At 54.8% G+C, this 23,908-nt stretch carries 26 protein-coding genes; 10 read left to right on the top strand and 16 right to left on the bottom strand.

Annotation, left to right across the window (positions count from 1 at the left end; all coding sequences use genetic code 11):
• Nucleotides 1-68 precede the first annotated feature (68 nt).
• Together qhpR and G403_RS23110 are read right to left on the bottom strand one after the other, a co-directional pair.
• Nucleotides 69-1,103 carry an AraC-like transcriptional regulator QhpR gene (qhpR, locus tag G403_RS0111735; RefSeq protein ID WP_027854168.1) on the bottom strand — a complete coding sequence of 345 codons (1,035 nt, stop codon included), beginning with the start codon at nt 1,101-1,103 and terminating at the stop codon, nt 69-71.
• A 230-nt stretch (nt 1,104-1,333) separates the two neighbouring features.
• Complete coding sequence (locus G403_RS23110) at nt 1,334-2,176, bottom strand: LysR family transcriptional regulator (RefSeq protein ID WP_036233579.1); 843 nt, start codon at nt 2,174-2,176, stop codon at nt 1,334-1,336.
• A gap of 102 nt (nt 2,177-2,278) precedes the next feature.
• On the opposite strand from G403_RS23110, the gene G403_RS0111725 reads away from it, so the two are divergent.
• Complete coding sequence (locus G403_RS0111725; RefSeq protein ID WP_027854167.1) at nt 2,279-2,704, top strand: cupin domain-containing protein; 426 nt, start codon at nt 2,279-2,281, stop codon at nt 2,702-2,704.
• A complete protein-coding gene (locus tag G403_RS0111720; protein WP_027854166.1) occupies nt 2,704-3,117 on the top strand; it encodes a tautomerase family protein in 414 nt (137 codons plus the stop codon). Before G403_RS0111725 ends, G403_RS0111720 begins: the two co-directional genes overlap by 1 nt.
• Before the next feature lie 72 nt (nt 3,118-3,189).
• On the opposite strand, the gene G403_RS0111715 is transcribed toward G403_RS0111720, so the two are convergent.
• The 13 genes from G403_RS0111715 to G403_RS0111650 form a co-directional block, all read right to left on the bottom strand.
• Nucleotides 3,190-4,113: an AraC family transcriptional regulator gene (locus G403_RS0111715; RefSeq protein ID WP_027854165.1), complete on the bottom strand. Its 924-nt coding sequence runs from the start codon at nt 4,111-4,113 to the stop codon at nt 3,190-3,192.
• A gap of 43 nt (nt 4,114-4,156) precedes the next feature.
• Complete coding sequence (locus tag G403_RS23105) at nt 4,157-4,660, bottom strand: P-loop nucleotide/nucleoside kinase family protein (protein WP_036233575.1); 504 nt, start codon at nt 4,658-4,660, stop codon at nt 4,157-4,159.
• Nucleotides 4,661-4,856: 196 nt separating this feature from the next.
• Nucleotides 4,857-5,198, bottom strand: coding sequence for a hypothetical protein (locus tag G403_RS0111705; protein WP_027854164.1), 342 nt, complete (start codon nt 5,196-5,198; stop codon nt 4,857-4,859).
• Between the two features lie 455 nt (nt 5,199-5,653).
• Entirely contained in the window at nt 5,654-5,968 is a 315-nt protein-coding gene (locus tag G403_RS0111695) for a hypothetical protein (RefSeq protein WP_027854162.1), read from the bottom strand.
• Nucleotides 5,969-6,068: 100 nt separating this feature from the next.
• Entirely contained in the window at nt 6,069-6,656 is a 588-nt protein-coding gene (locus tag G403_RS24525; protein WP_156899687.1) for a hypothetical protein, read from the bottom strand.
• An 82-nt stretch (nt 6,657-6,738) separates the two neighbouring features.
• Nucleotides 6,739-7,374: a hypothetical protein gene (locus G403_RS0111685; protein ID WP_027854161.1), complete on the bottom strand. Its 636-nt coding sequence runs from the start codon at nt 7,372-7,374 to the stop codon at nt 6,739-6,741.
• A gap of 596 nt (nt 7,375-7,970) precedes the next feature.
• Entirely contained in the window at nt 7,971-8,492 is a 522-nt protein-coding gene (locus tag G403_RS0111680) for an RNA methyltransferase (RefSeq protein ID WP_027854160.1), read from the bottom strand.
• 133 nt (nt 8,493-8,625) lie between these two features.
• Nucleotides 8,626-9,468, bottom strand: a complete 843-nt coding sequence (locus tag G403_RS0111675) for a class III extradiol dioxygenase family protein (RefSeq protein ID WP_027854159.1) — start codon at nt 9,466-9,468, stop codon at nt 8,626-8,628.
• The gene (locus G403_RS0111670) at nt 9,461-9,820 is read right to left on the bottom strand and encodes a protocatechuate 4,5-dioxygenase subunit alpha (protein WP_027854158.1); all 360 of its coding nucleotides are present in this window, start codon (nt 9,818-9,820) and stop codon (nt 9,461-9,463) included. Before G403_RS0111670 ends, G403_RS0111675 begins: the two co-directional genes overlap by 8 nt.
• A gap of 13 nt (nt 9,821-9,833) precedes the next feature.
• Complete coding sequence (locus G403_RS0111665) at nt 9,834-10,709, bottom strand: amidohydrolase family protein (RefSeq protein ID WP_211232679.1); 876 nt, start codon at nt 10,707-10,709, stop codon at nt 9,834-9,836.
• 16 nt (nt 10,710-10,725) lie between these two features.
• Nucleotides 10,726-11,790, bottom strand: a complete 1,065-nt coding sequence (locus G403_RS0111660) for a 4-oxalomesaconate tautomerase (RefSeq protein ID WP_027854156.1) — start codon at nt 11,788-11,790, stop codon at nt 10,726-10,728.
• The gene (locus G403_RS0111655) at nt 11,783-12,460 is read right to left on the bottom strand and encodes a 4-carboxy-4-hydroxy-2-oxoadipate aldolase/oxaloacetate decarboxylase (RefSeq protein WP_027854155.1); all 678 of its coding nucleotides are present in this window, start codon (nt 12,458-12,460) and stop codon (nt 11,783-11,785) included. The genes G403_RS0111660 and G403_RS0111655 overlap by 8 nt, the downstream gene beginning before the upstream one ends.
• A 25-nt stretch (nt 12,461-12,485) precedes the next feature.
• Nucleotides 12,486-13,493 carry an amidohydrolase family protein gene (locus tag G403_RS0111650; RefSeq protein WP_027854154.1) on the bottom strand — a complete coding sequence of 336 codons (1,008 nt, stop codon included), beginning with the start codon at nt 13,491-13,493 and terminating at the stop codon, nt 12,486-12,488.
• A 206-nt stretch (nt 13,494-13,699) separates the two neighbouring features.
• Between G403_RS0111650 and G403_RS0111645 the strand changes: the two genes are divergently transcribed.
• From G403_RS0111645 to G403_RS0111610, 8 genes are all read left to right on the top strand, one after another.
• The gene (locus G403_RS0111645) at nt 13,700-14,923 is read left to right on the top strand and encodes a LysR family transcriptional regulator (protein WP_027854153.1); all 1,224 of its coding nucleotides are present in this window, start codon (nt 13,700-13,702) and stop codon (nt 14,921-14,923) included.
• Nucleotides 14,924-15,151: 228 nt separating this feature from the next.
• Nucleotides 15,152-16,105, top strand: coding sequence for a Gfo/Idh/MocA family oxidoreductase (locus G403_RS0111640; protein ID WP_027854152.1), 954 nt, complete (start codon nt 15,152-15,154; stop codon nt 16,103-16,105).
• Between the two features lie 94 nt (nt 16,106-16,199).
• Nucleotides 16,200-17,195, top strand: coding sequence for an aldo/keto reductase (locus tag G403_RS0111635; protein ID WP_027854151.1), 996 nt, complete (start codon nt 16,200-16,202; stop codon nt 17,193-17,195).
• 118 nt (nt 17,196-17,313) lie between these two features.
• The gene (locus G403_RS0111630) at nt 17,314-18,342 is read left to right on the top strand and encodes a TRAP transporter substrate-binding protein (RefSeq protein ID WP_027854150.1); all 1,029 of its coding nucleotides are present in this window, start codon (nt 17,314-17,316) and stop codon (nt 18,340-18,342) included.
• A gap of 21 nt (nt 18,343-18,363) precedes the next feature.
• A complete protein-coding gene (locus tag G403_RS23090; protein ID WP_036233567.1) occupies nt 18,364-18,876 on the top strand; it encodes a TRAP transporter small permease in 513 nt (170 codons plus the stop codon).
• Nucleotides 18,873-20,159: a TRAP transporter large permease gene (locus G403_RS0111620; protein ID WP_027854149.1), complete on the top strand. Its 1,287-nt coding sequence runs from the start codon at nt 18,873-18,875 to the stop codon at nt 20,157-20,159. Before G403_RS23090 ends, G403_RS0111620 begins: the two co-directional genes overlap by 4 nt.
• A gap of 58 nt (nt 20,160-20,217) precedes the next feature.
• Nucleotides 20,218-21,129, top strand: coding sequence for a helix-turn-helix domain-containing protein (locus tag G403_RS23085; protein ID WP_051298911.1), 912 nt, complete (start codon nt 20,218-20,220; stop codon nt 21,127-21,129).
• Between the two features lie 71 nt (nt 21,130-21,200).
• The gene (locus G403_RS0111610) at nt 21,201-21,992 is read left to right on the top strand and encodes an IclR family transcriptional regulator (RefSeq protein WP_027854148.1); all 792 of its coding nucleotides are present in this window, start codon (nt 21,201-21,203) and stop codon (nt 21,990-21,992) included.
• Between the two features lie 143 nt (nt 21,993-22,135).
• On the opposite strand, the gene G403_RS0111605 is transcribed toward G403_RS0111610, so the two are convergent.
• Complete coding sequence (locus tag G403_RS0111605) at nt 22,136-23,884, bottom strand: FAD-dependent oxidoreductase (RefSeq protein ID WP_027854147.1); 1,749 nt, start codon at nt 23,882-23,884, stop codon at nt 22,136-22,138.
• Nucleotides 23,885-23,908: the final 24 nt, after the last annotated feature.

Here is a 23,908-nt window from a genome sequence, read left to right as displayed (position 1 = left end):
CTTGACCGCAGAGCGCGCACTTTTGACATTCGGTGCCAACTGTCAGTGGCACCACATAACGGAGAAGATCAGCGAGTACGCCAGTCGCTCGGGCTCATGTTTTTCCAGCGGATGAAGGCGCGGGTAAACGCCGAGATCTCGGAGTATCCGAGACGGAAGGCCACCTCGGAAATACTCAGACGCTGATACTCCAGATAATAGAGCGCCAGCTCCTCGCGCAGCTCATCCAGCAGCTCCTTGAAGGAATAGGACTCCGCCGACAGCTGCCGCTGCAGCGTACGCTTTGACAGATTCAGCCGCCGGGCGACCTGTTCGATACCGGCGTCCCCCTCGGGCAAGAGCTCCAGCAGTTCGCTCTTGACCCGCTGCGCGGTACTGAGCAGGCGCGGCTGATGACCCACCAGCTCGCTGAGAGTGCCGCGCACCACATTGTTGAGCATCTCGTTGGCATCCGGCATCGGTTTATCGAGACAGGATTCGGGGAACAGAATCAGGTTACGCGCCTGCTGGAAGCGTACGTCACACTGAAATGCATCGCGGTGAGGCTCGGAGTTAACCAGTGCCGGATGCTGAAAGTGGACCTCAAGCGGTGACCAGCACTCGCCCAGCGCACGTCTGAGCACGTTATTGAGCATGCCCACCGTCAGCTCCGCATCCTGACGCCGGTCAACGATATCGCCATCGAGCAGTCGGTACTCCAGTTGGCAGATCCCCTTTTCAATGCTGAAACCGAGCAGGCTATTGCGCTGGAACACATCGAAGCAGCCCTGCATGCCGGTGATGGCACTGCGCAGATCGGGCGAGGTGGTGGCGAAGTAGCCGAACAGGCCCAGCCCCTCCGGGTCGAACTGCTCACCGAACCAGAGGCCGAAATGCTCGTTGCCGGTGGAGCGCGCCGCCTCGTGCATGGAGTGGCAGTAGTTCTTCAGCGAGATATGACGATTGGGTTCGCGATACAGCCCCGAGCGCAGCCCGGCCCGCGACAGCACCTGACGGCTGTCGCCGCCCTGCCGGTCGATAAACTCCTCCAGGCCAAGCGTCACCGAGGCCAGCACACTGGACTCGCATTGGGAGGAGCGAAAACGGGGTTGAGAAAGGCTCATAGGATTCGTCACTCTGCGTTACACACCGTGTAACGGTTGTGCAAATATCACGCCGCTCCCAGAGCGTCCGAATCCAGCCTATATCAGGGTCCCCACCCCTTTAACGCCCCACAACCAAGCACAGGCTATTCAGCTTGCACTGCAATGCCCCAATGACCGGGGGTGTTCACTGAATACCTGCCAATCCAGGTAAGGCAGAGTCGATAACAATATTCCCTATTTCCGACATATCAGTTTGAATGTGCCGCTACCAGCAGCTCATGGATGATCTCCACCGCGATGCGTATCGGCTCGCTTGGTTTGTTCCCTGTAATAACCCGATAACCCATTTCCGGCAACGCCGGTAAACCGCTTGCCTTGGCATTCAGCACAAGTTCGGGCGGGCACTGGGACTGAGCCAGCACCGTGACCACGGAGCCATGCTCAGCCGCGACTTTAAGTGCCAGCAAACTCGCACTGGTTAGAATAACCGAGTAGTTACGGCCGCACTCTGCCAGTGCTTGAACAGCCTCGCTCCGGAAACTGCAGGGGCCGGGAAGAAACCCGACCGGCAGTGGATCAATGGATAGCACCTGCGGCGTTCCCATCCAGACCAAAGGTTCAGTCCGGAGCGCCGCCTGGGAAGGTGGTGCCTCCTTTACGATGGTGATGTCCAGGCCACCCGCGCTCTGCTGCTCCCTCAGCTTTTGACTCAGGCCGACCTCAACCACCAACTCAACCTTCGGGTAGTGCAAGCGAAACTTGTCGAGCAAGGCCGGCAGCTGCTGATAGGCAATCTCTTCCGGTACACCAAGGCGCACGCGACCGCTGACGGCATTCACCGCGAGGCTTCGCTGGGCCGCCTGTGCCGTATCAAGAAGTTGCTCAGCATAAGGCAATAAACGCTCACCTGCCTGAGTCAAACGCACCGAGCGAGTTGTGCGTGTAAACAGCTTTTGCCCCAGATGCTCTTCCAGACGACGAATCTGGTGGCTAATTGTCGATTGGGTCAGATGCAGCTGCTCGGCTGCCGATGTAAAGCTGCCGCTGACAGCAACGGTGCGAAAAGCGAATAGTTCATCCAGACTGAGCATATTGATTACGAATATCGATTAATAAAATTGCTATTATTCACTTATACCATATATTGACCTGATTTATAGTGCCTCTAAACCCACACAACGAGGTACTGCTCCATGAATCCGCTACCGATCAGGAATATCCACGCAGCACTCAGCGAAGCCGTGCCCGACCAAGCCGTTGGCATCAGTCTGGCCCACCTCTCCGGTGATGACGCCTTTTCGTTGTATGCGACTGAAATACCACCCGGAAAACGACTCACGGCCCACTTTCATCAACAGGGCGATGAGCTGTACCAGGTGATTAAAGGCAAAGGACTTCTGTGGACCGTCGATGCCAAGGCGAGTCCAGCCCCGGAGCAGCAAGGCCCGGCCACCGTTGTGGAAGGTGATACCTTTATTATCCCGCCGCTCACCGTGCATCAACTTATGAATCCGGGGCCGGAACCACTGGTCATGGTCTTCGGTTGCCCCACATCACACGTCACCACAGACCGCCAGTTAGTCGAAAACCTTGTGGTTGAAAACACGGGAGGCCTGTAATGCCATTGGTACGTATCACGCTAAAGAAAGGCACCGGCCCGGAGTTCAAACAGCAAATCAGCCAGTCGGTACATCAGTCGTTAGTGACGAAATTCAATATTCCTGAAGAGGACAGATTCCAGATTATCGAAGAGGTGGATACCGAAAACCTGATCTGGCCCGAGCGTTATATGGGCATCCCCCATAGCGACCAGATCATCTATGTACAGATTACCGCGAAATCCGGCCGCAGCCGGGCCATGAAACAGGCACTGTTCCGGGCCATCGCCGATGAGATCAATCGTCGCACACAGCACAACACAAATGACCTGGTGATCACCCTGACCGAAAACCTGGAAGAGAACTGGTCCTTTGGGAACGGAGAGGCACAACTGGTCAGCGGCACCGAACCGCTCACATCGTATCTCGCTTAATAAACAGCGCCACTAAGCCGCGAGAACAACAGAGTCAGGTTGACCATGTTGTTCTCACTGCCCCTTGATGCGTTAAACGTCCTTAAGTTTTACGTAGATCTCCAGCTCAATGAAACCATCGACACGCACGTCATTCAGATAACGCTCCAACATCGGAAAGTGGTCCGGCTCGAACCCACTATCAGGCAACCAGTTCGAATAGATACTCAGCTGGGCACTCAGCGTGTCCTCCGGGTTTCCCTTGAAATGAAGCACCGCATACCGGCCCTCAGGAATCTCCGACACAGAAAACGGGGGACTAACCTGTACATGTTCACCCACAACAATCGACGCATCGTACCGGCACTTATCGGTTGGCGTAACCGTTGGATTATCAAAGGCAAAGGCAAAGCGCTGCTGCTCTTCTGCGGGAATCCCTTTATTGATAGCCCAGGCTATCAACTTATCCCAGGCCTGAAAGATGGAATCCGACTCGTAACCACGCTCAGAAGACAGCGTACATATGCGTAATGGACCTAAGTCCCTAACCTCGACATTCATATTGATATCCTCAGTTTTAGTTGAACTGTTCAGCTCATAAGTGGTGCGAGCAGGATATAAATCAGCCGGGTTAAAATCTTTTCCATACTTGCTATATATTTTTCCAATCTTGCTATCATTAATCGCGACGGGGTTTCTAATCTCTGAAGGGCTGAAGCCAAAATGAAGCTTTACCGCCTTTGAAAAGTTAGCCGAAGAGGAAAAACCACAATCCAAAGCGATTTTTGTAACAGAAATTTTCGGTTTAAAGATCAACAGATTGACCGCACGCTCCAACCTTCTCCGAGCGATGTAGTCATTAACGGTTTCGCCAACGATACCGGTAAAAATACGATGAAAATGATAGGGCGAGAAGTTACTGACTGCTGCAACCTCGGCAAGTGATATTTTCCTATCAAGATTCTCACCGATATAGGTAAGGACATCATCTATACGTCTCTTGTATTTAGCGTTCATTCTCAGACTACCAGGATGTTATCTGGACACAATCACATGCGATTTACCGGGCATACTCCATAATCTGCTCCACGCACTCATGAACAGACCGGGATGCCGTATCGATCACCATCCTACTACAATGCCATGAATGATATTCACGCTTTTTCACCTGCTCCCAGGTGGGCAACGTCAACCCCTCAACCTCCGGTGCCCGTGTTTCCACTCTTTGCCGATGCTCCGACCGGTCGGAACAGACCATCTCAATATTGAGAAAATAAGCGCCTGACTTTTCCGCCACCTGAACCCATTCCATACGAGACAACTTGATAGGGTTACAAGAGTCAGCCACAACATCGTTGCCAATCTTTAAATTATCAGAGGCCAATCGATATGAAAGAGAATACCCCTCCCCTTCAACCTGAACGTCACACAAATCTCTAATGGCCTGTTCTACCGTATCAACTCTTAAATACACAGCGCCGATTCTCTTCGCCAACGCTTTAGCGAGGGTTGATTTACCAACGCCTGGCAGCCCGGAAAAGATATAAAGCATTGGCTCATTCATATCATGTTCCTATTCGCGAAAAACAATTTAATTTATCTGAATTTCACGAATTTTAACTCTTTTAAAATCAGAAGACTCTTCAAAATACGCTATTTTATAGTCGTCCTTTTGTGCGAGATGAGGCACACAATAGGCGAAAATCGAAAATTTTAGCCTCGGCCCTAGAGGTAAGTAAACGTTATAATTGTTAGCCATTTCAATTTCTTGATTGCTCTTCAAGCTCTCTGAGGTGCTGCGCTCTAATTCGCTTCAGTCGTTTTCTACGCGACACCTTCATGACCAAAGCCAATATGAATAAAATCAGTACACCTGCGCTAACACTATATCGATAAAGTGAAGGAGTATCGAAAAACCAAACCATAGCTAATACTATAAATACCAGGGACAGACTCATTCCCAATAGGCGCTCTCCCATATAACGTTGCGACCATTGCGTTTGAACATTGTGCGGGTCGCTACTAATGCGACTGCTGGATACGTTTTCGATATCACGCTTTGCAATTCCCAATTCGTGATTGGCCTCTCCTCCCGCTCCCATTTCAATCTCCTTCTGACTTAGCTAACGGCGCCTTTATCCTCAATGAAAGCAATACCAAAACGCCTGTGCATAATCCTGTTACCAAATAACCACTAAGGCCTACATTTACAAAAACGGGTTTAAGCAATAGCGCAACGGCAATACTCGGGATTATTAGGATGGCTGCCACTTTCAGGCTTACGGTAAGCTGTAACGGTTTCTGGCATTCCGGACAGACCTTTTCTTTCCCAAACTTATTCATTTTCTTTGAGAAAAGGCTCACTGATTTTGAACAGTGTGGGCACTTCATGTGCTACCTCCTTGTAGATGTATATGCGGAGCCTTACGGCTATTTTAAAGCCGCAAAACGGTACAGAAACTTTCAGGCAACAGCGGCTGATTATGCATTACTCGTAGTGGCAAAATGGCCTGATAATTTTCACTAATCGCTCGTAATTTAGAGTCTTTTTAAAATATTATTTTCGCTTCGGATAAACATGATAACGATCAGCACCCGTTTTCTCGATTACTACCCAATCACCAGCCACCAAGCCATGAACTTCAAAGAACTCACCTACCCATGAGCGACGACGAAATATTTTCTTATCACCAGCTATATCAGTGCGCACAGGGGATGCAATGCCACTATGAACTTCCAAAAGTCTATGGGCTAAGCTGCTTTCGTTGCTGCCACCAATCGAGTCTTTTGGAAAGAACTCGATTACCGACGATAGGTATAGATGGTTATTGTTGATATTACCCTGAGTTAACTCAATCTCGACATAATCCATTTAATGCATCCATTAACGCGTCGTTAAAAAGCCGAAAGAGCGTAGCTCTTGAGGTCCCAGTGAGCAAAGCGAACGATTTTCAACGAATTATTGGGCATTACTATCCAAAAACCTCTTTTCCAACTTCATTAAGCATTTCCAAATAAAAATACATAGCGCATTCAGCAACTATTTTGGGTTCTTCTTGCCCACTCCTCATATAAAAATTCATCGGCTTTCCCAAATGTTTTTTTGGAGGAAGAAATGTCGTACCTCTATTAGTAACAGGTAGCAGCGGCCTATCCCAATGGTTCCAGTCAAATTGAATTCCATTTTTTGTAGGTCTTGCCCTTAAATTAGCATTCCAATCTTTAACAACAGGAGATATCGTATGCTCACTTACATTTCTAGCCTGAATTATATATTTTAGTAGAGGGTCGTTTTTCCGGAGACCTTCATACTTGGATTTTAGCTTTGGCCATTTAACTTCGTTTTTGCATCTAGCAGCCGTCTTATTCCATACACGATCAATCGCGTGCAGAAAATCTCGCCATGCTGCTTCATACTCAAAAAAGCTGCCGACTCCAACCCGTATCATCCTTTCATAGGCTCTGTCAGCACTTTTTAGCTCTTTTATAGCTTCGATCAGAGGAAGCTTGTGTTCCTCGATTGACTCTATTTTATCTGTGTGGATGTTGAAGTTAATCATGCCTAACGCCCATGCTTTGGGGCGCACGGCGAAGCCGGGCCTCCCAGTGAGGAACAAAGTGACGAACGACAAGAGCTACTTGTTATGTTCGCTCGACACTCTTGGAGACCAACCGCTTCTCCTTGCCACTTTGCACTGCATCTATTAATTCTATTGCTTTGCTCTCGGGATTGAACCAAACCACTTTGGCCCAAGACCTTCCCTGATCCATTGCGATAAGCTTCTCCATCAGTTCGCCTTCCTCGTGCTGTGAAAACAGCTTTGAGAATGCAGAAAGCCCTTCAGTTAATTCCTCGGGCTCTGTGTTTTCTTTAAACAGCAGTTTGACTTCGATTGACATGAGCGAATTTGAAACCTTCGTTGATACCGAGAATGTTCTAGAGAAAGGCCCCGTATCTTTTACGTTCCCTCCAGGCATCATCATGACCATTTTTTCGGCATCCGGCCCAATGAAGCGAGGCTGGATTTTTTCAGTGATGAAGCTCTTTATTGCTGGGTAGTGATCTTTTGCCGCTGCTTCAGCAAGGGTTTCGAGATATTTCTTCGCCATGAAGAAGACGACGCCTGTAGGCAGAAGCCATTCGAGTGCTGCTGCTGGGCGGTTTGGATATTCTGTAAACGACAGACCAAACCCCGCCGACTCCAACTCCCCGCAAAGGCTTTGTACCGCTTCAACGCCAATAGCCTCGTTGACGTAGAAGGTTATGGGGATTGGCAATTCACTACTCCTTTTCAAACATAACAGCTAAGCATTTATACGGTCTGCTCCGCAGACCGTATAAATGTCTGTTGAACTCAAGCGCCCATCCGCATGGCAACGGCTTCTATTAATAAGGGAAAAGCTTTTCAAGGGTATGTGGCCACAGGATGCTCGCAGCATCATGTAACCTTCTATGACGGTGTTCCCTGAGCCCTCAATGGCCATGTCGCGCTTCCTGTTTCTCCTGAATACCTCAAATCTAGCGCGGTTTGACAACAACGTCCATGATACTGGCAGCTCAAAGCCCGGCACTACCTCAGTAGTGCCGTGATGTCAGATCCCGCCCAACCTCAGTCCGGCATCATCGTCGGCGACGAGCCCAAGACGCCGTTGGACTAACAGTGCACGACCGGGATTTAGCCCAAGGGTATGGCGAGGTGTGGCTGCCGGATGCTTTATCTCGCAAATGGCCTAAAGCCGCTGCCAACTGGGAGTGGCAGTTTCTCTTTCCCAGCGCCCGGCTGGCACAGGACCCGCGCAGTGGCGTTATGCGACGCTATCGTACGCATGAGTCCGTTTGCAGAAGGCGGTTAAAAAAGTCTCTCGATCTTTGATCACCTGCTCCCAGGCCGCGCTACTAAGCGGTTATTGATATCCCGGCTGGTGGCGATGCGTTCGGCATGGTCGATGGGCAGGTTGGCTTTGGCCAGGCGGTCGTAGAGCACGACATTGACGGTGGCGGCCAGGTTCATGCAGCCGATAGTCGGGATATAAACCACATGATGAGCGCGGTCGACAAGCTGTTGGGGGATGGAGCCATCTTCGGGGCCGAAGATGTAGATGGCGCGGTCCGGGTGGGTAAAGCCGGGAAGCGGCTGGGCGCCTTCTGCAAACTCGATGCAGACCACCTGAGTATCTGGTGGGATGTCCTGCAACAGGTCATCGGCCTGGGTGAGCGGGATATCAAGGCGACGGTTCTTGGTATCGGTACTGAATTTGGCGGCGCGGGCGAAACGCTCGCCGTTGTAGCGCACCTCACCTGCCTGGTAGCAGCCGGCAGCGCGCAGCACAGCGCCCACGTTGGTGGGGCTTTTCGGGTTACAGAGTCCGATGATAACCGAGTGAGAATCTGACATAAGGTGCTCAGGAGCCAATATTGATAGGGTGTAGTTTACCTTCTTTTGGCTATAAAAAAGCGGCGCCCTTTCGGGCACCGCCTGAATCACTTCTGGCGCACTCCACATGCTACCTGCCAGAAATGAGCCTGACTCAGTCTTCCGGGAGCAGCAACTGGGTGCCGGCACCGGTGTTGGAGATCGGCGCCACGTAGTTGCGGTGTACTTCCTTGACCTTACCCAGCATGCAGCCGCGCATGGCGATCCACATGTTCAGCTCAACGCCCTGAGCACCGGCAATTTCGGTCAGCTCGTCGTTGGTGTACTTGGTCAGTGCTTCCGGGTCGGAGACCAGCTTATCCATGCACTCTTCATCGAAGTCTGCATTGATGATGCCGGCACGCTCACCGTCGAGCTGGTGAGAGAGGCCACCGGTACCGAACACAACCACTTTCTGATCACCGGCGAAGGACTCAACCGCCCTGCCAATCGCCTGGCCAAATGCATAGCAGCGCGACGGCTTGGGCATCGGGTGACGTTCACAGTTGATTGAAACCGGAATCACCTTCAGGTGCTGGTAGTTGCGGCCCGGGTACATCAGGGAGAGCGGCACGGTCAGGCCGTGGTCCACTTTAATGTCCTGACAAACGGTGGGATCAAAGTCGTTCTCGATCAGCTCGTTGACGATATGCCAGGAGAGCTCGGTTTCACCGGTCACCGGGGGAATCGTGGCGATGCCCCAGCCTTCGTCGGCGTTTTCGTACTGCGGTGCGCAGCCGATGGCGAAGGTGGGTTTCTTGTCCAGGAACATCTCCAGGCCGTGATCGTTGTAGAACACGATGGCGATATCCGGCTTCTCTTTGTTCAGCCACTCGCGGATGGGTGGGTAACCGGCAAAGAAGTCTTTCCAGTACGGGGTGTCTTCAATACCACGATCCATGGCAACGCCGATGGCCGGGATGTGTGAGGTCGTAATACCACCGATAATCTTAGCCATTGTTTTTGCCCCTCCCCTGACTATCCAGATATGCCTGAAACTCTTCGGTTGTCTTGCCGGTCTGCAGGCCACCCACGTCCTGGACGTTAAGGCCCAGAATGCCAGCGAACTTGGCCAGGTAGTAGATACTGCCACCGGCTCTGAGCATGCCGATCACGTCGCGCTTGAGTACCGCTTCTTTCTGTTCCGGCGTCAGGCCGAACTTATCGCAGTAGGCCGCTTCGTCCTTCTTGAATTCTTCACGTCCTTCGGCACCGTTGAAGGAGTAGCACATCTTGTTGAGCGGGTAGCCCTTGGTGGACATGGGCCCATCAAACTTATATGTACCCCAAATCTTGTTCTCTTCAGACATCGGGTGTCCTCCTTTATCGGGACCAGTAGAGCCGCATCGGGTTATCGACAAGCAGCTTTTGCTGGAGTTCTTCGGTGGGGGCGATCTGCGGGATGACATCAACCAGTTTGCCGTCATCCGGGGTATGGGATTTCATGTTCGGATGCGGCCAGTCGGTGCCCCACAGGCAGCGGTCCGGGAACAGCTCCACCAGCTTCTTCATGAACGGTACCACGTCGCTGTAATCCGGCGGCGTCTGGGTCAGACGCTCAGGACAGGTGGTTTTCACCCAGACCTTATCGTTGCTGTTCATGAAATCGATGAAACGCTGGAAGTCCGGGTGATCAACGCCTTTCGTCACATCCGGACGGCCCATATGGTCGACCACGATAGTGGTGTCGAGCTCGTTCAGGAAGGGGATCAGCTCTTCCATATCCGGCGCTTCAAAGTAGACAACAATGTGCCAGCCCAGCGGCTTGATCTTCTCGGCAATCGACAGGAACACCTCTTTCGGCGTGGTATCAACCAGGCGCTTAACAAAGTTAAAACGCACGGCGCGCACCCCCGCCTTGTCCATCGCTTCCAGTTCTTCGACGGTGATCGCCGGGTCTACCACAGCGACGCCACGAGCCAGTTCACCGGCGGTTTCCAGTGCATCCACCAACGCCGCGTTATCGGTGCCGTGGCAGGAGGCTTGGACAATCACGTTGCGGGAGAAACCCAGGTAATCGCGCAGGCTGAACAGCTGATCTTTCGATGCGTCACAGGGGGTGTATTTACGCTTCGGGTGGTACGGAAACTTGTCCGCCGGGCCGAATACGTGGCAGTGAGCGTCTACCGCGCCAGCCGGTGCCTTGAACTCAGGCTTGCTCGGGTTGGCGTGAAACGGGAGGTAATCAGGATCCATCATCTTGCAGCACCTGCTATCAATTCTTGAAAGTAAAGACTTCGCCATCGAACAGTTTGCGGGCGGTTCGCAGAATCGCTGCGGAGCCGACCTGTCCGGCGTCATCCATATCCAGTATGACGGTCATCTCGCCGATGGGATGTTCCACCGACAGAGTCTTGCGTAAGCCTTCGGGGATATCGGCAATACCGGCCGCCGGTGATCCTTCCAGTACGGCGGCCGTTGCCACACTGACCGCACCGAGTACGCCGATAGAGGCATGGCACCGGTGTGGAATGAAGGTTCGGGTGGAGAGCGCACCACCGCGGGTGGCCTTGCTCACCATGGTCATCTTGGGGACTGACTTCTCTTTGACATCACCCAGATTCATCATCGGCCCCGCCTGCAGGCGGATCGATTCAAGTTTGGCGCGCAACGCTTCGTTTGCTTCCAGCTCTTCACGGCTTTCAGTACCGGTGATGCCCATATCTTCAGCACGCATGACAACCACAGGCATGCCGTTATCGATCATCGTCACGTCGACACCGTCGATGGTGTCGACGGTGTTACCCGTGGGCAGCAATGCGCCGCAGCTGGAGCCGGCCGTGTCTTCAAAGGTGATCGGGACCGCCGCAGACGTGCCGGGAACACCATCAATGCTGGCATCACCCACGTAGTTCACTTTGCCGTTCGGTGTGGAGACACGAGCCCGGGCGATCTGCCCGGTGTTCTCCATATAGATGCTGACCTCGGTCTCATCCCCCTCGGGTTGCACCAGCCCACGCTCGATGGCGAAGGGGCCGACACCGGCCAGGATATTGCCGCAGTTCTGAGCGTCGGTAACGATGGGCTGGTCGACAAAGACCTGCAGGAACAGGTAGTCCACATCAGCATCGTCACGCTCGGACGGTTTTACCACGGCGACCTTGGCGGTGAGCGGGTCTGCCCCGCCCATGCCATCGATCTGGCGCGAGTCGGGCGAGCCCATCACCCGCAGCAGGAAGGCATCGCGCTCGGCAATATCGGTGGGCAGGTCTTCTGCAAGGAAGTACCCCCCCTTGGAGGTACCGCCTCGCATCCACATGCAGCGGACGCCATCAGACATACTTCAGGCCCTTCTCTTTCAGGCGCGGGCGCATGTCGTAGATATCCAGGCCCAGTTCGCCGTTAGCCAGACGTACGCGCTTGGCTTCTTCCAGCTCCATACGCTTACGTGCTTTCTCCAGCACTTCGGCGGCGTGTTCGCGGCGAACCACAACCACACCGTCATCATCGGCCACAACCACGTCGCCGGCGTTGATCAGCTCATCGGCGCAGACCAGCGGGACGTTAACGGAGCCAACGGTTTCCTTGATGGTGCCTTCGGCAAAAACCGCCTTGGACCAGACCGGGAAATTCATCTGACGCAGATCCTTGGTATCGCGGACACCGCCATCGATCACCAAACCGACAACACCACGCGCCTGGGCGGAGGTCGCCAGCAGGTCACCGAAGAAACCGTGAACAGAGGGAGAAGTCGGCGCGAACACCAGCATATCGCCCTTCTGGCACTGCTCGATCGCCACATGCATCATCCAGTTATCACCGGCGGCACCGGAGATGGTGATAGCAGAACCGGCCACCGCCACATCCTGCTGGATCGGGCGCATGTAGTGGGCCAGCAGGCCGACACGGCCCTGGGCTTCATGGATAGTGGCTACGCCACACTCGGCCAGACCGTCGATAACCGCCTGATCCGCGCGTTCAATCTTCTGAACTACAACTGTTTCTTTCATGGTTTACCTCTTCTCGATACCGGGATCAGACTTTCAGACGGCTGAATACACGACGGGTGTTGTGCTCGAAGATGTCTGCTTTCTGCTCGGCGCTCAGCACGGTGTTGTTGTCGATGTAGCGCTTGGTGTCATCGAAGTAGTGACCGGTTTCCGGGTCGATACCGCGTACCGCACCGATCATTTCGGAGGCGAACAGAATGTTCTTGGTCGGGATGATATCGAGCAGCAGATCGATACCGCGTTGGTGGTAAACGCAGGTGTCGAAGTAGATGTTGTTCAGAACTTTTTCTTCCAGATCAAAGCCGCGGTCCAGCGCCAGCCCACGGAAACGGCCCCAGTGGTAAGGAACAGCGCCACCGCCGTGCGGGATGATGATCTTAAGTTCCGGGAAGTCGGTGAATACATCGGACATCATCAGCTGCTGGAAGCCGGTGGTATCCGCACCCAGATAGTGAGAACCGGTGGTGTGGAAGCAGTCGTTGCAAGCCGCGCTGACGTGAACCATGGCCGGGATATCGTACTCGACCATTTTTTCATAGATCGGGTAGAACGAACGATCAGCCAGGGAGGAGCCGTTCCAGTGACCACCGCTGGGGTCCGGGTTCAGGTTGATACCGATAAAGCCCATCTCTTCCACGGTGCGGATAATTTCCGGAACCGACTTGGCCGGATCTACACCCGGTGACTGGGGCAGCTGAGCCACAGGAACAAAGTTGTTCGGGAACAGATCACATACGCGGCGGATCAGGTCGTTCTGCTGTTCGGTCCAGAAACGGCTGGTGTGCTCGTTCCCGATATGGTGCCCCATCCAGCTGGCACGCGGTGAGAAGATGGTCAGATCGGTACCGCGCTCCTGTTGCAGCTTGAGCTGGTTGTTCTCGATCGATTCGCGGATTTCATCATCGCTGATAACGATGGAGCCTTTTTCACCGACATAGTTCGGATCCTTGGCAACCGCAGCTTTCTGTTGCTCGCGGTACTCACCGACCTGCGGCGGAGTTGTTGTGTAGTGGCCATGGCAGTCGATAATCATCGTGGGACTCTCTTAATACTGAATACACGTGTTGACGGTTAAGCTTGCGAGCGCGAGCGCGCTGCACCCCCTGCGGAGGCGGGTCAGCTTTTAAGTGTGAGTACAGTATTGACGTCACCCGGTGCAATGGCTATTTCATTTTGACCGAAACCCTATTAGATTTTGATATAGCACTTATATTCCAGCGATCTTAAACAGGGCTTTTTATGGAACTGGTGATCCCCAACCTGCGTCACCTGCGGGTATTTTTAGAAGTGGCTCAGTGCAAGAGCATCAGCCAGGCGGCTCCCCGGGTGTTTTTGTCTCAGCCGGCCATCACGCAGGCCATCGCGAAGCTGGAAAAGCTGCTGGGAACCGGCCTGTTTGACCGTCAGTCTGACGGCATGTACCCCAATAGCGCGGGCCAGGTCTGGTACAACCGAATCCGGCGCTGCATGGACTATATCGAACAGGGAACACGGGATGCGCTGCGCAACAGCGCGGCTCGCGGCCAGGCTGCCCAGACCAACATTCTGCCCCTTTTAACCACCACCCAACTGAGGGCGCTGATCGCGGTCACAGAGGCGCAAAACTTCAGCATCGCCAGCCGCAATCTGGGGGTATCCCAATCGTCACTGCATCGCGCCGCCCGTGAGCTGGAACAGTTGCTGGAGGTCCGCCTGTTTGAGAAAACCAGCACCGGCATCAACACCACCAAGGCCGCCAAAGCGCTGGCCCGAGCCGCCAAACTGGGCTTTTCCGAGATTCATCAGGGCTACTACGAGATCAGCGCACTGCAGTTTCGTGAAGTGGGCAAAATCGTTCTGGGCAGCATGCCCCTGGCGCGAACCTCTTTACTGCCGGATGTCATCAACCGCTTCTCAGCGGAGCACCCGGACATCGGCCTTAACATTGTCGATGCCCCCTATAACGACCTCCTCCACCACCTGCGCCATGGCGACTTGGATTTTTTGATCGGTGCTCTTCGTTTTCCACCGCCCACGGATGACATCATTCAGGAGGAGCTGCTGGCACCACCCCTGGCCGTCGTTGCACGCCGCGGCCATCCGCTTGAGTATGCGAAAGAGCTCGATCTGGAAACCCTCGCAGCCTACCCCTGGGTGGTTCCCCGCCTCGGGACACCCACTCGCGCATTCTTTGATACCCTTTTTACCGACCACGGCATCGCCACACCGACCCGCCTTGTGGAGACCAGTTCGCAAATACTTATTCGCGAACTGCTTTTGGGCAGCGACAGGCTCACCTTGATCTCAAGCCACCAGATCGAACATGAACGTGCGCTGGGATTGCTGCGAGTGCTGCCCTACGCCCTAAGCCACACCCGACGGCCTATCGGTATCACTTTACGGCGCAACTGGCAGGCCACCCCGACTCAAAAAGCGTTCCTCGATATGCTTAGAGATGCGGCACAAAACTATGCCGACCTCTGAGAAATAAAAAACGCTTTTTCAAAAATTGAATACCCCAAGGGGTTTTTCAATTATCCAACTTCACAACCCGGTGCTACATTGAATGCACTAAAAGAAATACGCTCGGCCCAAAGCAGTGCATCTGCCCGTCTCCAACCGGAACTTGGACAGATCACGCAGCGGCTGAAACAGGGCGAAAATCACCTCGCCTATAAGTATTAGAGAATCGACCAATTCAGGAGAGAGAGAATGAGACTTTGTGTAGCAGGCGCTTCCGGCGCGTTCGGTATGAAGCACATGGACGCTATCGCCCAGATCGAAGGCGCTGAAGTCACTTCTGTTGTCGGTACCAAGATCGATGTGATCCGTCAGTTTGCCGAAGAGCGTGGCGTCGGCCATTACTGCACCGACCTGGCTGAAGCGCTGGCCCGTGACGATGTGGACGGTGTCATTCTGGCAACTCCGACTCAGATGCACGCCTCTCAGGCGATCCAGTGCCTGGAAGCCGGCAAGCATGTCATGGTCGAAATCCCGATGGCCGACAACATCGAAGATGCGCGCAAGCTGGTTGAAGTCCAGAAGAAAACCGGCCTGGTTGCCATGGCCGGCCACACCCGTCGCTTCAACCCCAGCCACCAGTGGATTCACAACAAGATCAAAGCCGGTGAGCTGAAAGTTCAGCAGATGGATGTGCAGACCTACTTCTTCCGCCGTACCAACACCAATGCCAAGGGTCAACCGCGCTCCTGGACCGACCACCTGCTGTGGCACCACGCCTGCCACACCGTCGACCTGTTCCAGTACCAGACCGGTGAAACCGCTGAGAAAGTCCAGGCGCTGGAAGGCCCGCACCACCCGGACCTGGGTATCGCCATGGACATGAGCATCGGCATGAAAGTGCCCAATGGCGCGATCTGCACCCTGTCCCTGTCGTTCAACAACGAAGGTCCTTTCGGCACCTTCTTCCGTTACATCTGCGATAACGGCACCTACATCGCCCGTTATGACGACCTGGTCGATGGCAACGAAAACCCGGTTGATCTGACCGGTGTTGCTGTATCCAACAACGGCATCGAGCTACAGGACCGTGAGTTTATCGCCGCCGTTAAAGAAGGCCGCGAACCGAATTCCAGCGTTGCTCAGTGTTTGCCGGCTATGGAGACCCTGAACCGCCTGGAGCAGTGCCTGGAAGCTAACAGCTAAGCCGCGCACGCATGAGCCGACCCTCCCCCCGGGTCGGCTCACCTTTACTCTCAGGCATTCGTAACGGAAGAAACGCGACAAGAGGTCTTTTCAGATGGCAAGCGCTCTCAACCAATACTTCGCCAACCCGGGCATCGGCCTGGGGTGCATGAACCTGTCACACGCCTATAACGTGCCGCTGGCCGAAGAGGAAGCGATTCAGGCACTGCACGCAGCGTTCGATATGGGTTATCGCCATTTCGATACCGCAACCCTGTACGGTGGTGGCAAGAACGAGACTCTGGTTGGCAAGGCGCTCAGCAGCAAGCGTAACTCCCTTTTCCTGGCCAGCAAATGCGGTATGGCGATCGGCCAGGAAAGCGGCAAAAAAGAGATCGACGGCCGTCCGGAAACAATCAAGGCCCAGTGTGAAGCGAGCCTGCGCCGTCTGCAGACCGAATTCATCGACCTCTACTACCTGCACCGTCTCGATCCCAATGTGCCGATTGAAGAAAGTGTGGGTGCACTGGGTGATCTGGTCCGTGAAGGCAAGATTGGAGCCGTCGGCCTGTCCGAAGTATCAGCCAAGACGTTGGGCCGGGCTCAGAACGAGCATCCCATCGCCGCACTTCAAACCGAGTACTCCCTCTGGTCCCGCAATGCCGAAATTGCGGTACTGGACTTCTGCCGCGATAACGGCATCGCCTTTGTGGCCTTCAGCCCCCTGGCACGCGGATTTCTGACCAACGGCCTGCGTGATGTATCCACGCTGGAGCCCAAGGATATCCGCAACAATATGCCGCGGTTCAATGCAGAGAACTACACCCGGAACCTGGCGCTGCTCGATGAGTATCTGAATGTCGCAGAAGCCGTTGGCTGCACCCCCGCTCAGCTGGCACTGGCCTGGGTCAAGTCCAAAGGCGATCACATCATCCCGATACCGGGCACGCGACTGATCTCCCATATGGAAGAAAATCTGGGCGCCGATCCGGTCAAACTGGATACAGCCACGGTTCAGCGTCTGGACGCGATTATCAACCAGAATACCGTGCATGGCCCCCGTTACAGCGCCGTGCAACAACAAGAAATTGATACCGAGGAGTTCGCCTGATTAAAGGGCGACTCCATAAGCAAGGCCCGCAAACCTTACCCGGAGCCCAACCGCTCCGATAACAACGACCGACCCACGACAATAAAAGCAAAAACGATAACGACACGAGGCGAACACAATGAAAAAGATGCTTAAAACAGCCGCTCTGTCCGCAGCGATCGCCGCTACGGCCACCAGCGTTACAACAGCCGCACAGGCCGCCGACTTTAACCTGCGCTTTGCCAGCTTCTTCCCCCCGGTTGCAGCGCCTCATAAAGAGGTCTTCATCGCGTGGGCAGAGAAGGTGAAAGCGGACTCCAACGGGCGAATTGAAGTGGAGATGTACCCCTCGTCTACCCTGGCCAAGCCGCCGGCACTGTATGACGCGGCTGCCAACGGCATCGCTGACGTCGTCGCCACCGTGCAGGGATACACCGCTAACCGTTTCCCGCTGACCCAGATTGTGGAGCTGCCGGGTATCGTCACCGATGCACAGCAGGGTTCCTGCGTGATTCAGAAGATGTATGACGAAGGACTGACCAGCGGCGAGTACGAAGAAACCCACCCGCTGTTCATGTTCACCCACGGCCAGGGCCATATCCACACCAAGGAAACCCTGGTTAAAGAGCCGTCCGATCTGGCAGGCCTGCGTATCCGCCGCCCGACCTCAGTGGTCGCCAAGATCCTCGAAGAAGTTGAAGCACAGCCAGTCGGCATGCCTGCACCGGAATCCTACCAGTCCATGCAGCGTGGCGTGATCGATGGCGTATCCCTGCCCTGGGAAGGTCAGAAGTCATTCCGTCTGAATGAGCTGGCGACCAAGCACACGGAAATCGGCCTCTACAGCCTGTCTTTCGTCGTGACCATGAACAAGCGTACCTATGACTCCATGCCGGCTGACCTGCAGAAGGTCATCGATGACAACTCCGGCATGCTCTGGGCCAACAAGGCCGGTATGGTGTTCGATGCACAGGATGGTGAAGGCCGTAAGGACGCTGTTGCTGCCGGTCATGAGATCCTGACCATCGAAGGCGGTGTTGAAAACGAAGCGTGGAAACCGGTGGTGGCTGCTGCGACCGAAAACTACCTTCAGGAGCTTGAAGACAAGGGACTGCCGGCTCGCGACGTTTACGCGCGCACCCTTGAACTGGCCAAACTCTGCCAGTAAGTCTGTCTTCCGGAGTAACACATGAAACCAATCGCACGTCTGGTAGATGCTGTAGCGTATTACATGATGCAGCTGAGCGGACTGCTGATCGTGACGATGATGGTGACGGTCCTTCTGGACGTCACCACTCGCTTTGTCTTCGGTGTGACAGACGGCGGGGTCGATCTCACCTTTGTGGGTGGGATCGAGATCGTCAAGTTCGGTCTGCTGTTCACGATCCTGTTTGCACTACCCTACTGCGTCGACCGCTCCCAAGTAGTGGTTGACCTGTTTACCGAACGACTCAGCGAGCGCAAGAAATCGTTCCTGGAGTCAATCTACTTTCTGGGTTACACGCTCCTGGCAACCGGTATGAGCGTCCGCTTTTATGAAGCGATTCACGCCTCTGTCATGACCGGCGAAACCACTCAGGACCTGTTGATTCCGATGAATTACATCTATGCCGCCACGGTCTTTGGCACAGCCATGCTGGCTATTCGCGCCCTGCTGGTGGCAAAACAGCGTCTCTTTACGGCTATGGGGTTTAACGCATGAGTTCAGCCATGATCGGTTTGACCTGCATCCTGCTGATGCTGGTCATGATGGCCCTGCGCGCACCCATTGCGCTATCGATGGCGGCCATCGGTTTTATCGGCTTCACCTGGATTATCGCTTTTGATCCAGCCATGGCCATCCTTGAAGGCGGCCCTTTCGAGACGCTTTCCAACTATAGTTTCAGCCCGATTCCGATGTTTATCATGATGGGTGTCTTCGCATCACGGGCTAAAATGTCGGACCAGCTGTTTAGCGGGGCTCGTACGCTGTTTGGCTCCTGGCGCGGCGGTATCTCGCTGGCGGCGATCCTCTCCTGCGGCATTTTTTCCGCGATTTCCGGCTCATCCGTGGCGACGGCGGCCAGCATGTCCCGCGTTGCATTGCCCGAGATGAAAAAGCACGGTTACGCCGACTCTCTGGCGACAGGTACATTGGCCGCCGGCGGCACGCTGGGCATTATGATTCCGCCCTCCATCGCCCTGCTGCTCTACGCCCTGATTACCGAGCAGTCTGTCGGTGATATGTTTATTGCCGGTCTGATTCCCGGCATCCTGGGCCTGGTACTGTACTGTGTAACCATCAGCGTTCTGGTCAAGATCAAGCCGGAACTGGCGACCCCGGGCGATGCGACCAGCTTCAAGGAGAAGCTGGTCGGTCTTAAAGGGTTGATCCCCTTCTCCGGGGTGTTTGCCATTATCATCGGCGGTATCTACACCGGTATTTTCACACCCACTGAAGCGGCAGCCATTGGCGCGTTTGCCACGCTGGTGATCGCTATTTTCCGCGGCATGAATATGGTGGAGTTCCGCGATTCGATTCAGGAAACCCTGACCACCTCAGCGATGATCTTCTTCATGATTATCGGTGCGGAGATCTTCGGTTACTTCCTGAGCGTGTCGCGGATTTCGTTCGAGCTGGTCAGCTTCGTCGACGGGCTGAATCTGACGCCGTTCATGATCCTGATCTGCGTATTGGTCCTGTTCATGCTGCTGGGCTGTGTGATGGACAGTATCGCCATGCTGCTGTTGACCGTACCGGTTGTCTACCCGCTGGTTGAAGCCGCCGGTTTCGACCCGATCTGGTTCGGTATCGTTGCGGTTATTACCGTAGAGCTCGGACTGATTACCCCGCCCGTGGGTATGAACGTATTCGTGATAAAGGCGTTCGCGCCCGATATCTCTATCGGTTCCATCTACAAGGGCGTTATGCCGTTTGTAATGTCCGATATAGTGCGCCTCGCCCTGATTATCGCCTTCCCTTCACTGGCTCTGGGCCTGCTCTAGACCGCTCGACAGGGGCCGGGCAAACCACCCGGCTCCTCGCTTTTCTGGGAGCATAACAATGAACAACAGCTCTCCCGTCAAACGCTCCTCCCGGGGCATTTCCAACTACGCGCTCTATAGCGAAGCGCAGTCACCGGACGACCCTGAGTTTATCCATATCGAGGATATCAAGAGTCGCGCCCGCCTGTTTGACTGGACCATCAACATCCACACGCATCCACGCATGTACCAGCTGATCTACGTCAGGACCGGGCAGGTACGTATTCATATCGATGGTGAGGAGCGGATTGAACATGCCCCCTGTGTTATCACCATTCCACAGTCGGTGGTGCACGGATTCGAGTTTGGCCGGGAGAATACCAATGGCTCGGTGATTACCGTATCCCAGCTGGTATTGCTGGATGACCAGTTCCAGCGAGACTTCCCGTTCGGCGAAGAGATGCTGCGTACAGCTCAGGTTGTGCCGCTGGGCGATCACCCCGAAGACACGGCTTTTATCGAGCAGGTGATCGATCAGCTGAACCAGGAATACCGGGAGGGACGCACCGGGCGCAAGCAGATGTTCGAATGGCTGCTGTATACGTTGCTATTGAAAGTGGGCCGCCGCATCCACGCCAGCCATAGAGGCCGTGACGAAGATCATTACGAGCGACTCTATCGCGAGCTGACTCAACTGGTAGAGCAGCACTACCGCGAGCACCAGCCTGCCACTTTCTATGCCGAGAAGCTGCATACCACGACCACCTCACTGAACCGCGCCTGTGCCGCCGTTGCCGACAAAAATATCAGCGAGCTGCTGCATGACCGGATTACGCTGGAAGCTCAACGTATGCTGATTTACTCATCGGTACCCGTTTCGTTGATCGCATATGATCTGGGGTTCTCCGACCCGGCCTATTTCTCCCGTTTCTTTAAACGGCGCACCGGGGTGGCACCGAGCGCATTCAGGGACAGCCGCGACCGCGCTTAGGACTTGCAAATCGAACCCCATTCGGGCCCAATAATGAACGTCGTTCCATTTTTGAAAACTACGGGGTTTAAATGGCCACCAGCTTGCTTCAGCGTGCACTGGGTGCGCTTGAATTGCTCGCCAATCAACCGCTTGGGTTAACGCTGAAGCAGGTTTCCGATCAGCTGCCGATGCCTAAAGCAGGCGCTCAACGCCTGCTTAACGAGCTTAACCATTATGGATACGTGGCGTTAAACCCACATAATGATTGCTATGTGCTAACCACCAAACTCTCGGCCATGGCATTGCGCTATCAAGCCGACAAGGGTATTACCGACGTCGCCCAACCCCACCTGGAAACCTTGGCGAGTCAATGTGGCGAGCTGGTTCGCCTGGCTGTGGCTGACGAAAGCGGCCTCAACTTTGTCGCCATGGCCCAGGGTATGCGGGCAGGACTGAGATACGACCCCTCGCCGTTTGAGCCAGTGCCACTGTATTGCACCGCCACAGCGTTCGCCTGGCTCACGGCTTTCGACGATCAGGAAGCGCTCGACCGGATTGAGGCGGCAGGCCCGCTGGACACCAGTCTGCGTGGCCCCAACGTACCCAAAAAACTGAGTGATATACCGCCCTACCTTGCGCAAACCCGCGAACGCGGCTACTGCTACGTGGCCGACATGTCCTCCCCGGGAATGGCTGCACTGGCCGTTCCGCTATATGACAAGAACGGCGATCGGATTATCGGTTCACTGGTTATTGGGGCCCCGACAGCACGCCTTGGCGAGGCCGAAATCAACGCCTACCTTGAACCGCTCCAGGCTACAGCCAAACGCTTGAGTGAGCTGAGCCAGCTCTCCGAATACCTTCGCCACGCCAAATCCTGAGCCGCTGCAGAGTTATCCTCTGCCAATAAAAAAGGGTACGCCCAACCGGACGTACCCAATGCATCTGCTCGCCGTCGCATGAACACGACGAACAACAACCACCGGAGAGGGCCTGCTCCGGCACCAGGGTGTTTCGCCGTGGTTTACTCCACGGCAGACCTGCGTTCCTTGGTCACGGTGCCACGGCTGCGCGCGACGGCATGACGTGCGGCCAGATAGCCAAATACGATACCCGGCCCGATCGTGATACCCGGACCCGGGTAGCGACCGCCCATGATCGAATTCAAATCGTTACCCGCTGCATAAATACCATCGATAACCTCACCGTCTGCGGTTACCAGCTGGGCATTCTCATCCGATAGCAAACCTTTCGATGTGCCGATATCGGCTGGATAAAGCTCGATTGCGTAGAAAGGCCCCTCACTAAGCTCCCCAAGGCACGGATTCGGCTTATGTTCGGGATCACCATTTGCACGCTGATAAACGGTTTCCCCCCGATGGAAGCGTTCATCAATACCGGTTTGTGCTGCTCGATTGATCTGCTCTACGCTGGCCTTCAGATTACTTGGGTTAAGCCCCAGCTTCTGCGCCAGTTCGTCCAGGGTTTTCCCTTCAACCAGATAACCGTCGCGGAGATAAGGCGCCAGCTTATCGCCGCCGAGACGCACCTGACCCAGGCCATACTTGGCGATGGCACGGGCATCGGTAACGATGTAAGCGGGATTGGCTTTGCCGCCGCTGTTAAGCATCGCTTTGCCAAACTCATGGTAAGAAAGCGACTCGTTAACAAAGCGATTCCCCTCCTGATCAACGCATACCGTGCCTGGCTTAGCCCGGTCGAATACGAAGTGCGGGAACACAGCCAGTGACTCATCGTTACGGCGGCGAATTGAGCATGGTGCCCAGAAAGCGGGCTGATCGTCCGCCGAACCATAGGTGGCACCCAGCTTCTCGACCAGACGGTGAGCGCTGCCTGTACAGCCCGGCGCAGTGGGTGAGTAAAGCGGCATTCCCGCCGGTAACAGTGCGGCACGTTTAAACGGATCACGGCCAAAACCACCACCGGCCAGTATGACACCGCCTTTCACCTCGACATGGCGACTGATCGGCCCCTGCTTGAGAGTCAGCCTGTTGCGCCCCTCTCCCAGCGGCTCCAGATCGGTCGCTTCGGTATCGACGGTGATATCAACACCGAGTTTGATCGCCGATGACAGCATGCGGGCGATCAGCGCATGGCCCATCACGCTTCGTGCCGGCGCCCCATAACGAATACGGTCCCAGACGTAGTTCAACACCAAACGGACGGTGTAGATAAACGACTTGGGCGACTTGAACCGATTCAGCAGATGACCGATATCTTCCCGGTTGATCATCATGCCACCAAGAACCGTGAACTCCGGAATCGGCGGGCGAAGCAGTTTAAGATGTTTGCCCAGATGACGGGTAACAAAGGGCAGCGGCTCCAGCGCCCGGCCATGACTGGTTGCACCTTCCAGGTCCGCCATGTAATCGGGATGGAACGGACACTTACGAAACGCCACATCCGTGTTTTCTGTCAGGATCTTAATCGCTTCGGGGCCGGCCTGGAAAAAGGCCTCCCGCATGCTTTTGGGCGCACAATCGCCCACAGCGTTGTCGAGAAATTTGCTGAGGTTCTCATAGCTATCTTCGCCTGGCTGGGCGTACTGGGTCATTGGCACCCAGGTGGTTCCGCCGGATAGGGCTGAGGTACCGCCGACATAGGGCGTGCTCTCTACCAGTAGAACTTTACTTCCCTCCAGCGCAGCAAACAGGGCAGCGGCCATTCCGGCTGCACCGGCCCCAAGCACCACCACGTCGTATTGCGCGTTTTTCTCCATATCACGGAGGAAAGTCTTTGCATTAGCGGACATGTAATTACCCCTTGTTGAATTTGG

It is taken from the genome of Marinobacterium litorale DSM 23545, from assembly GCF_000428985.1.
Lineage (GTDB): Bacteria > Pseudomonadota > Gammaproteobacteria > Pseudomonadales > Balneatricaceae > Marinobacterium_D > Marinobacterium_D litorale.
This window is presented reverse-complemented; position numbering and strand designations above follow the sequence as displayed.

Coding starts and splice junctions, on each gene's coding strand:
- G403_RS0111675 (WP_027854159.1), bottom strand. CDS start 9,468: ATGGCTAAGATTATCGGTGGTATTACGACCTCACACATCCCGGCCATC.
- G403_RS0111705 (WP_027854164.1), bottom strand. CDS start 5,198: ATGGGAGCGGGAGGAGAGGCCAATCACGAATTGGGAATTGCAAAGCGT.
- G403_RS0111720 (WP_027854166.1), top strand. CDS start 2,704: ATGCCATTGGTACGTATCACGCTAAAGAAAGGCACCGGCCCGGAGTTC.
- G403_RS0111645 (WP_027854153.1), top strand. CDS start 13,700: ATGGAACTGGTGATCCCCAACCTGCGTCACCTGCGGGTATTTTTAGAA.
- G403_RS0111715 (WP_027854165.1), bottom strand. CDS start 4,113: ATGAACGCTAAATACAAGAGACGTATAGATGATGTCCTTACCTATATC.
- G403_RS0111635 (WP_027854151.1), top strand. CDS start 16,200: ATGGCAAGCGCTCTCAACCAATACTTCGCCAACCCGGGCATCGGCCTG.
- qhpR (WP_027854168.1), bottom strand. CDS start 1,103: ATGAGCCTTTCTCAACCCCGTTTTCGCTCCTCCCAATGCGAGTCCAGT.
- G403_RS0111650 (WP_027854154.1), bottom strand. CDS start 13,493: ATGATTATCGACTGCCATGGCCACTACACAACAACTCCGCCGCAGGTC.
- G403_RS0111640 (WP_027854152.1), top strand. CDS start 15,152: ATGAGACTTTGTGTAGCAGGCGCTTCCGGCGCGTTCGGTATGAAGCAC.
- G403_RS0111620 (WP_027854149.1), top strand. CDS start 18,873: ATGAGTTCAGCCATGATCGGTTTGACCTGCATCCTGCTGATGCTGGTC.
- G403_RS0111605 (WP_027854147.1), bottom strand. CDS start 23,884: ATGTCCGCTAATGCAAAGACTTTCCTCCGTGATATGGAGAAAAACGCG.
- G403_RS0111660 (WP_027854156.1), bottom strand. CDS start 11,790: ATGTCTGATGGCGTCCGCTGCATGTGGATGCGAGGCGGTACCTCCAAG.
- G403_RS0111665 (WP_211232679.1), bottom strand. CDS start 10,709: ATGATGGATCCTGATTACCTCCCGTTTCACGCCAACCCGAGCAAGCCT.
- G403_RS24525 (WP_156899687.1), bottom strand. CDS start 6,656: ATGATTAACTTCAACATCCACACAGATAAAATAGAGTCAATCGAGGAA.
- G403_RS0111680 (WP_027854160.1), bottom strand. CDS start 8,492: ATGTCAGATTCTCACTCGGTTATCATCGGACTCTGTAACCCGAAAAGC.
- G403_RS23110 (WP_036233579.1), bottom strand. CDS start 2,176: ATGCTCAGTCTGGATGAACTATTCGCTTTTCGCACCGTTGCTGTCAGC.
- G403_RS23085 (WP_051298911.1), top strand. CDS start 20,218: ATGAACAACAGCTCTCCCGTCAAACGCTCCTCCCGGGGCATTTCCAAC.
- G403_RS0111655 (WP_027854155.1), bottom strand. CDS start 12,460: ATGAAAGAAACAGTTGTAGTTCAGAAGATTGAACGCGCGGATCAGGCG.
- G403_RS0111630 (WP_027854150.1), top strand. CDS start 17,314: ATGAAAAAGATGCTTAAAACAGCCGCTCTGTCCGCAGCGATCGCCGCT.
- G403_RS23090 (WP_036233567.1), top strand. CDS start 18,364: ATGAAACCAATCGCACGTCTGGTAGATGCTGTAGCGTATTACATGATG.
- G403_RS0111695 (WP_027854162.1), bottom strand. CDS start 5,968: ATGGATTATGTCGAGATTGAGTTAACTCAGGGTAATATCAACAATAAC.
- G403_RS0111725 (WP_027854167.1), top strand. CDS start 2,279: ATGAATCCGCTACCGATCAGGAATATCCACGCAGCACTCAGCGAAGCC.
- G403_RS23105 (WP_036233575.1), bottom strand. CDS start 4,660: ATGAATGAGCCAATGCTTTATATCTTTTCCGGGCTGCCAGGCGTTGGT.
- G403_RS0111610 (WP_027854148.1), top strand. CDS start 21,201: ATGGCCACCAGCTTGCTTCAGCGTGCACTGGGTGCGCTTGAATTGCTC.
- G403_RS0111670 (WP_027854158.1), bottom strand. CDS start 9,820: ATGTCTGAAGAGAACAAGATTTGGGGTACATATAAGTTTGATGGGCCC.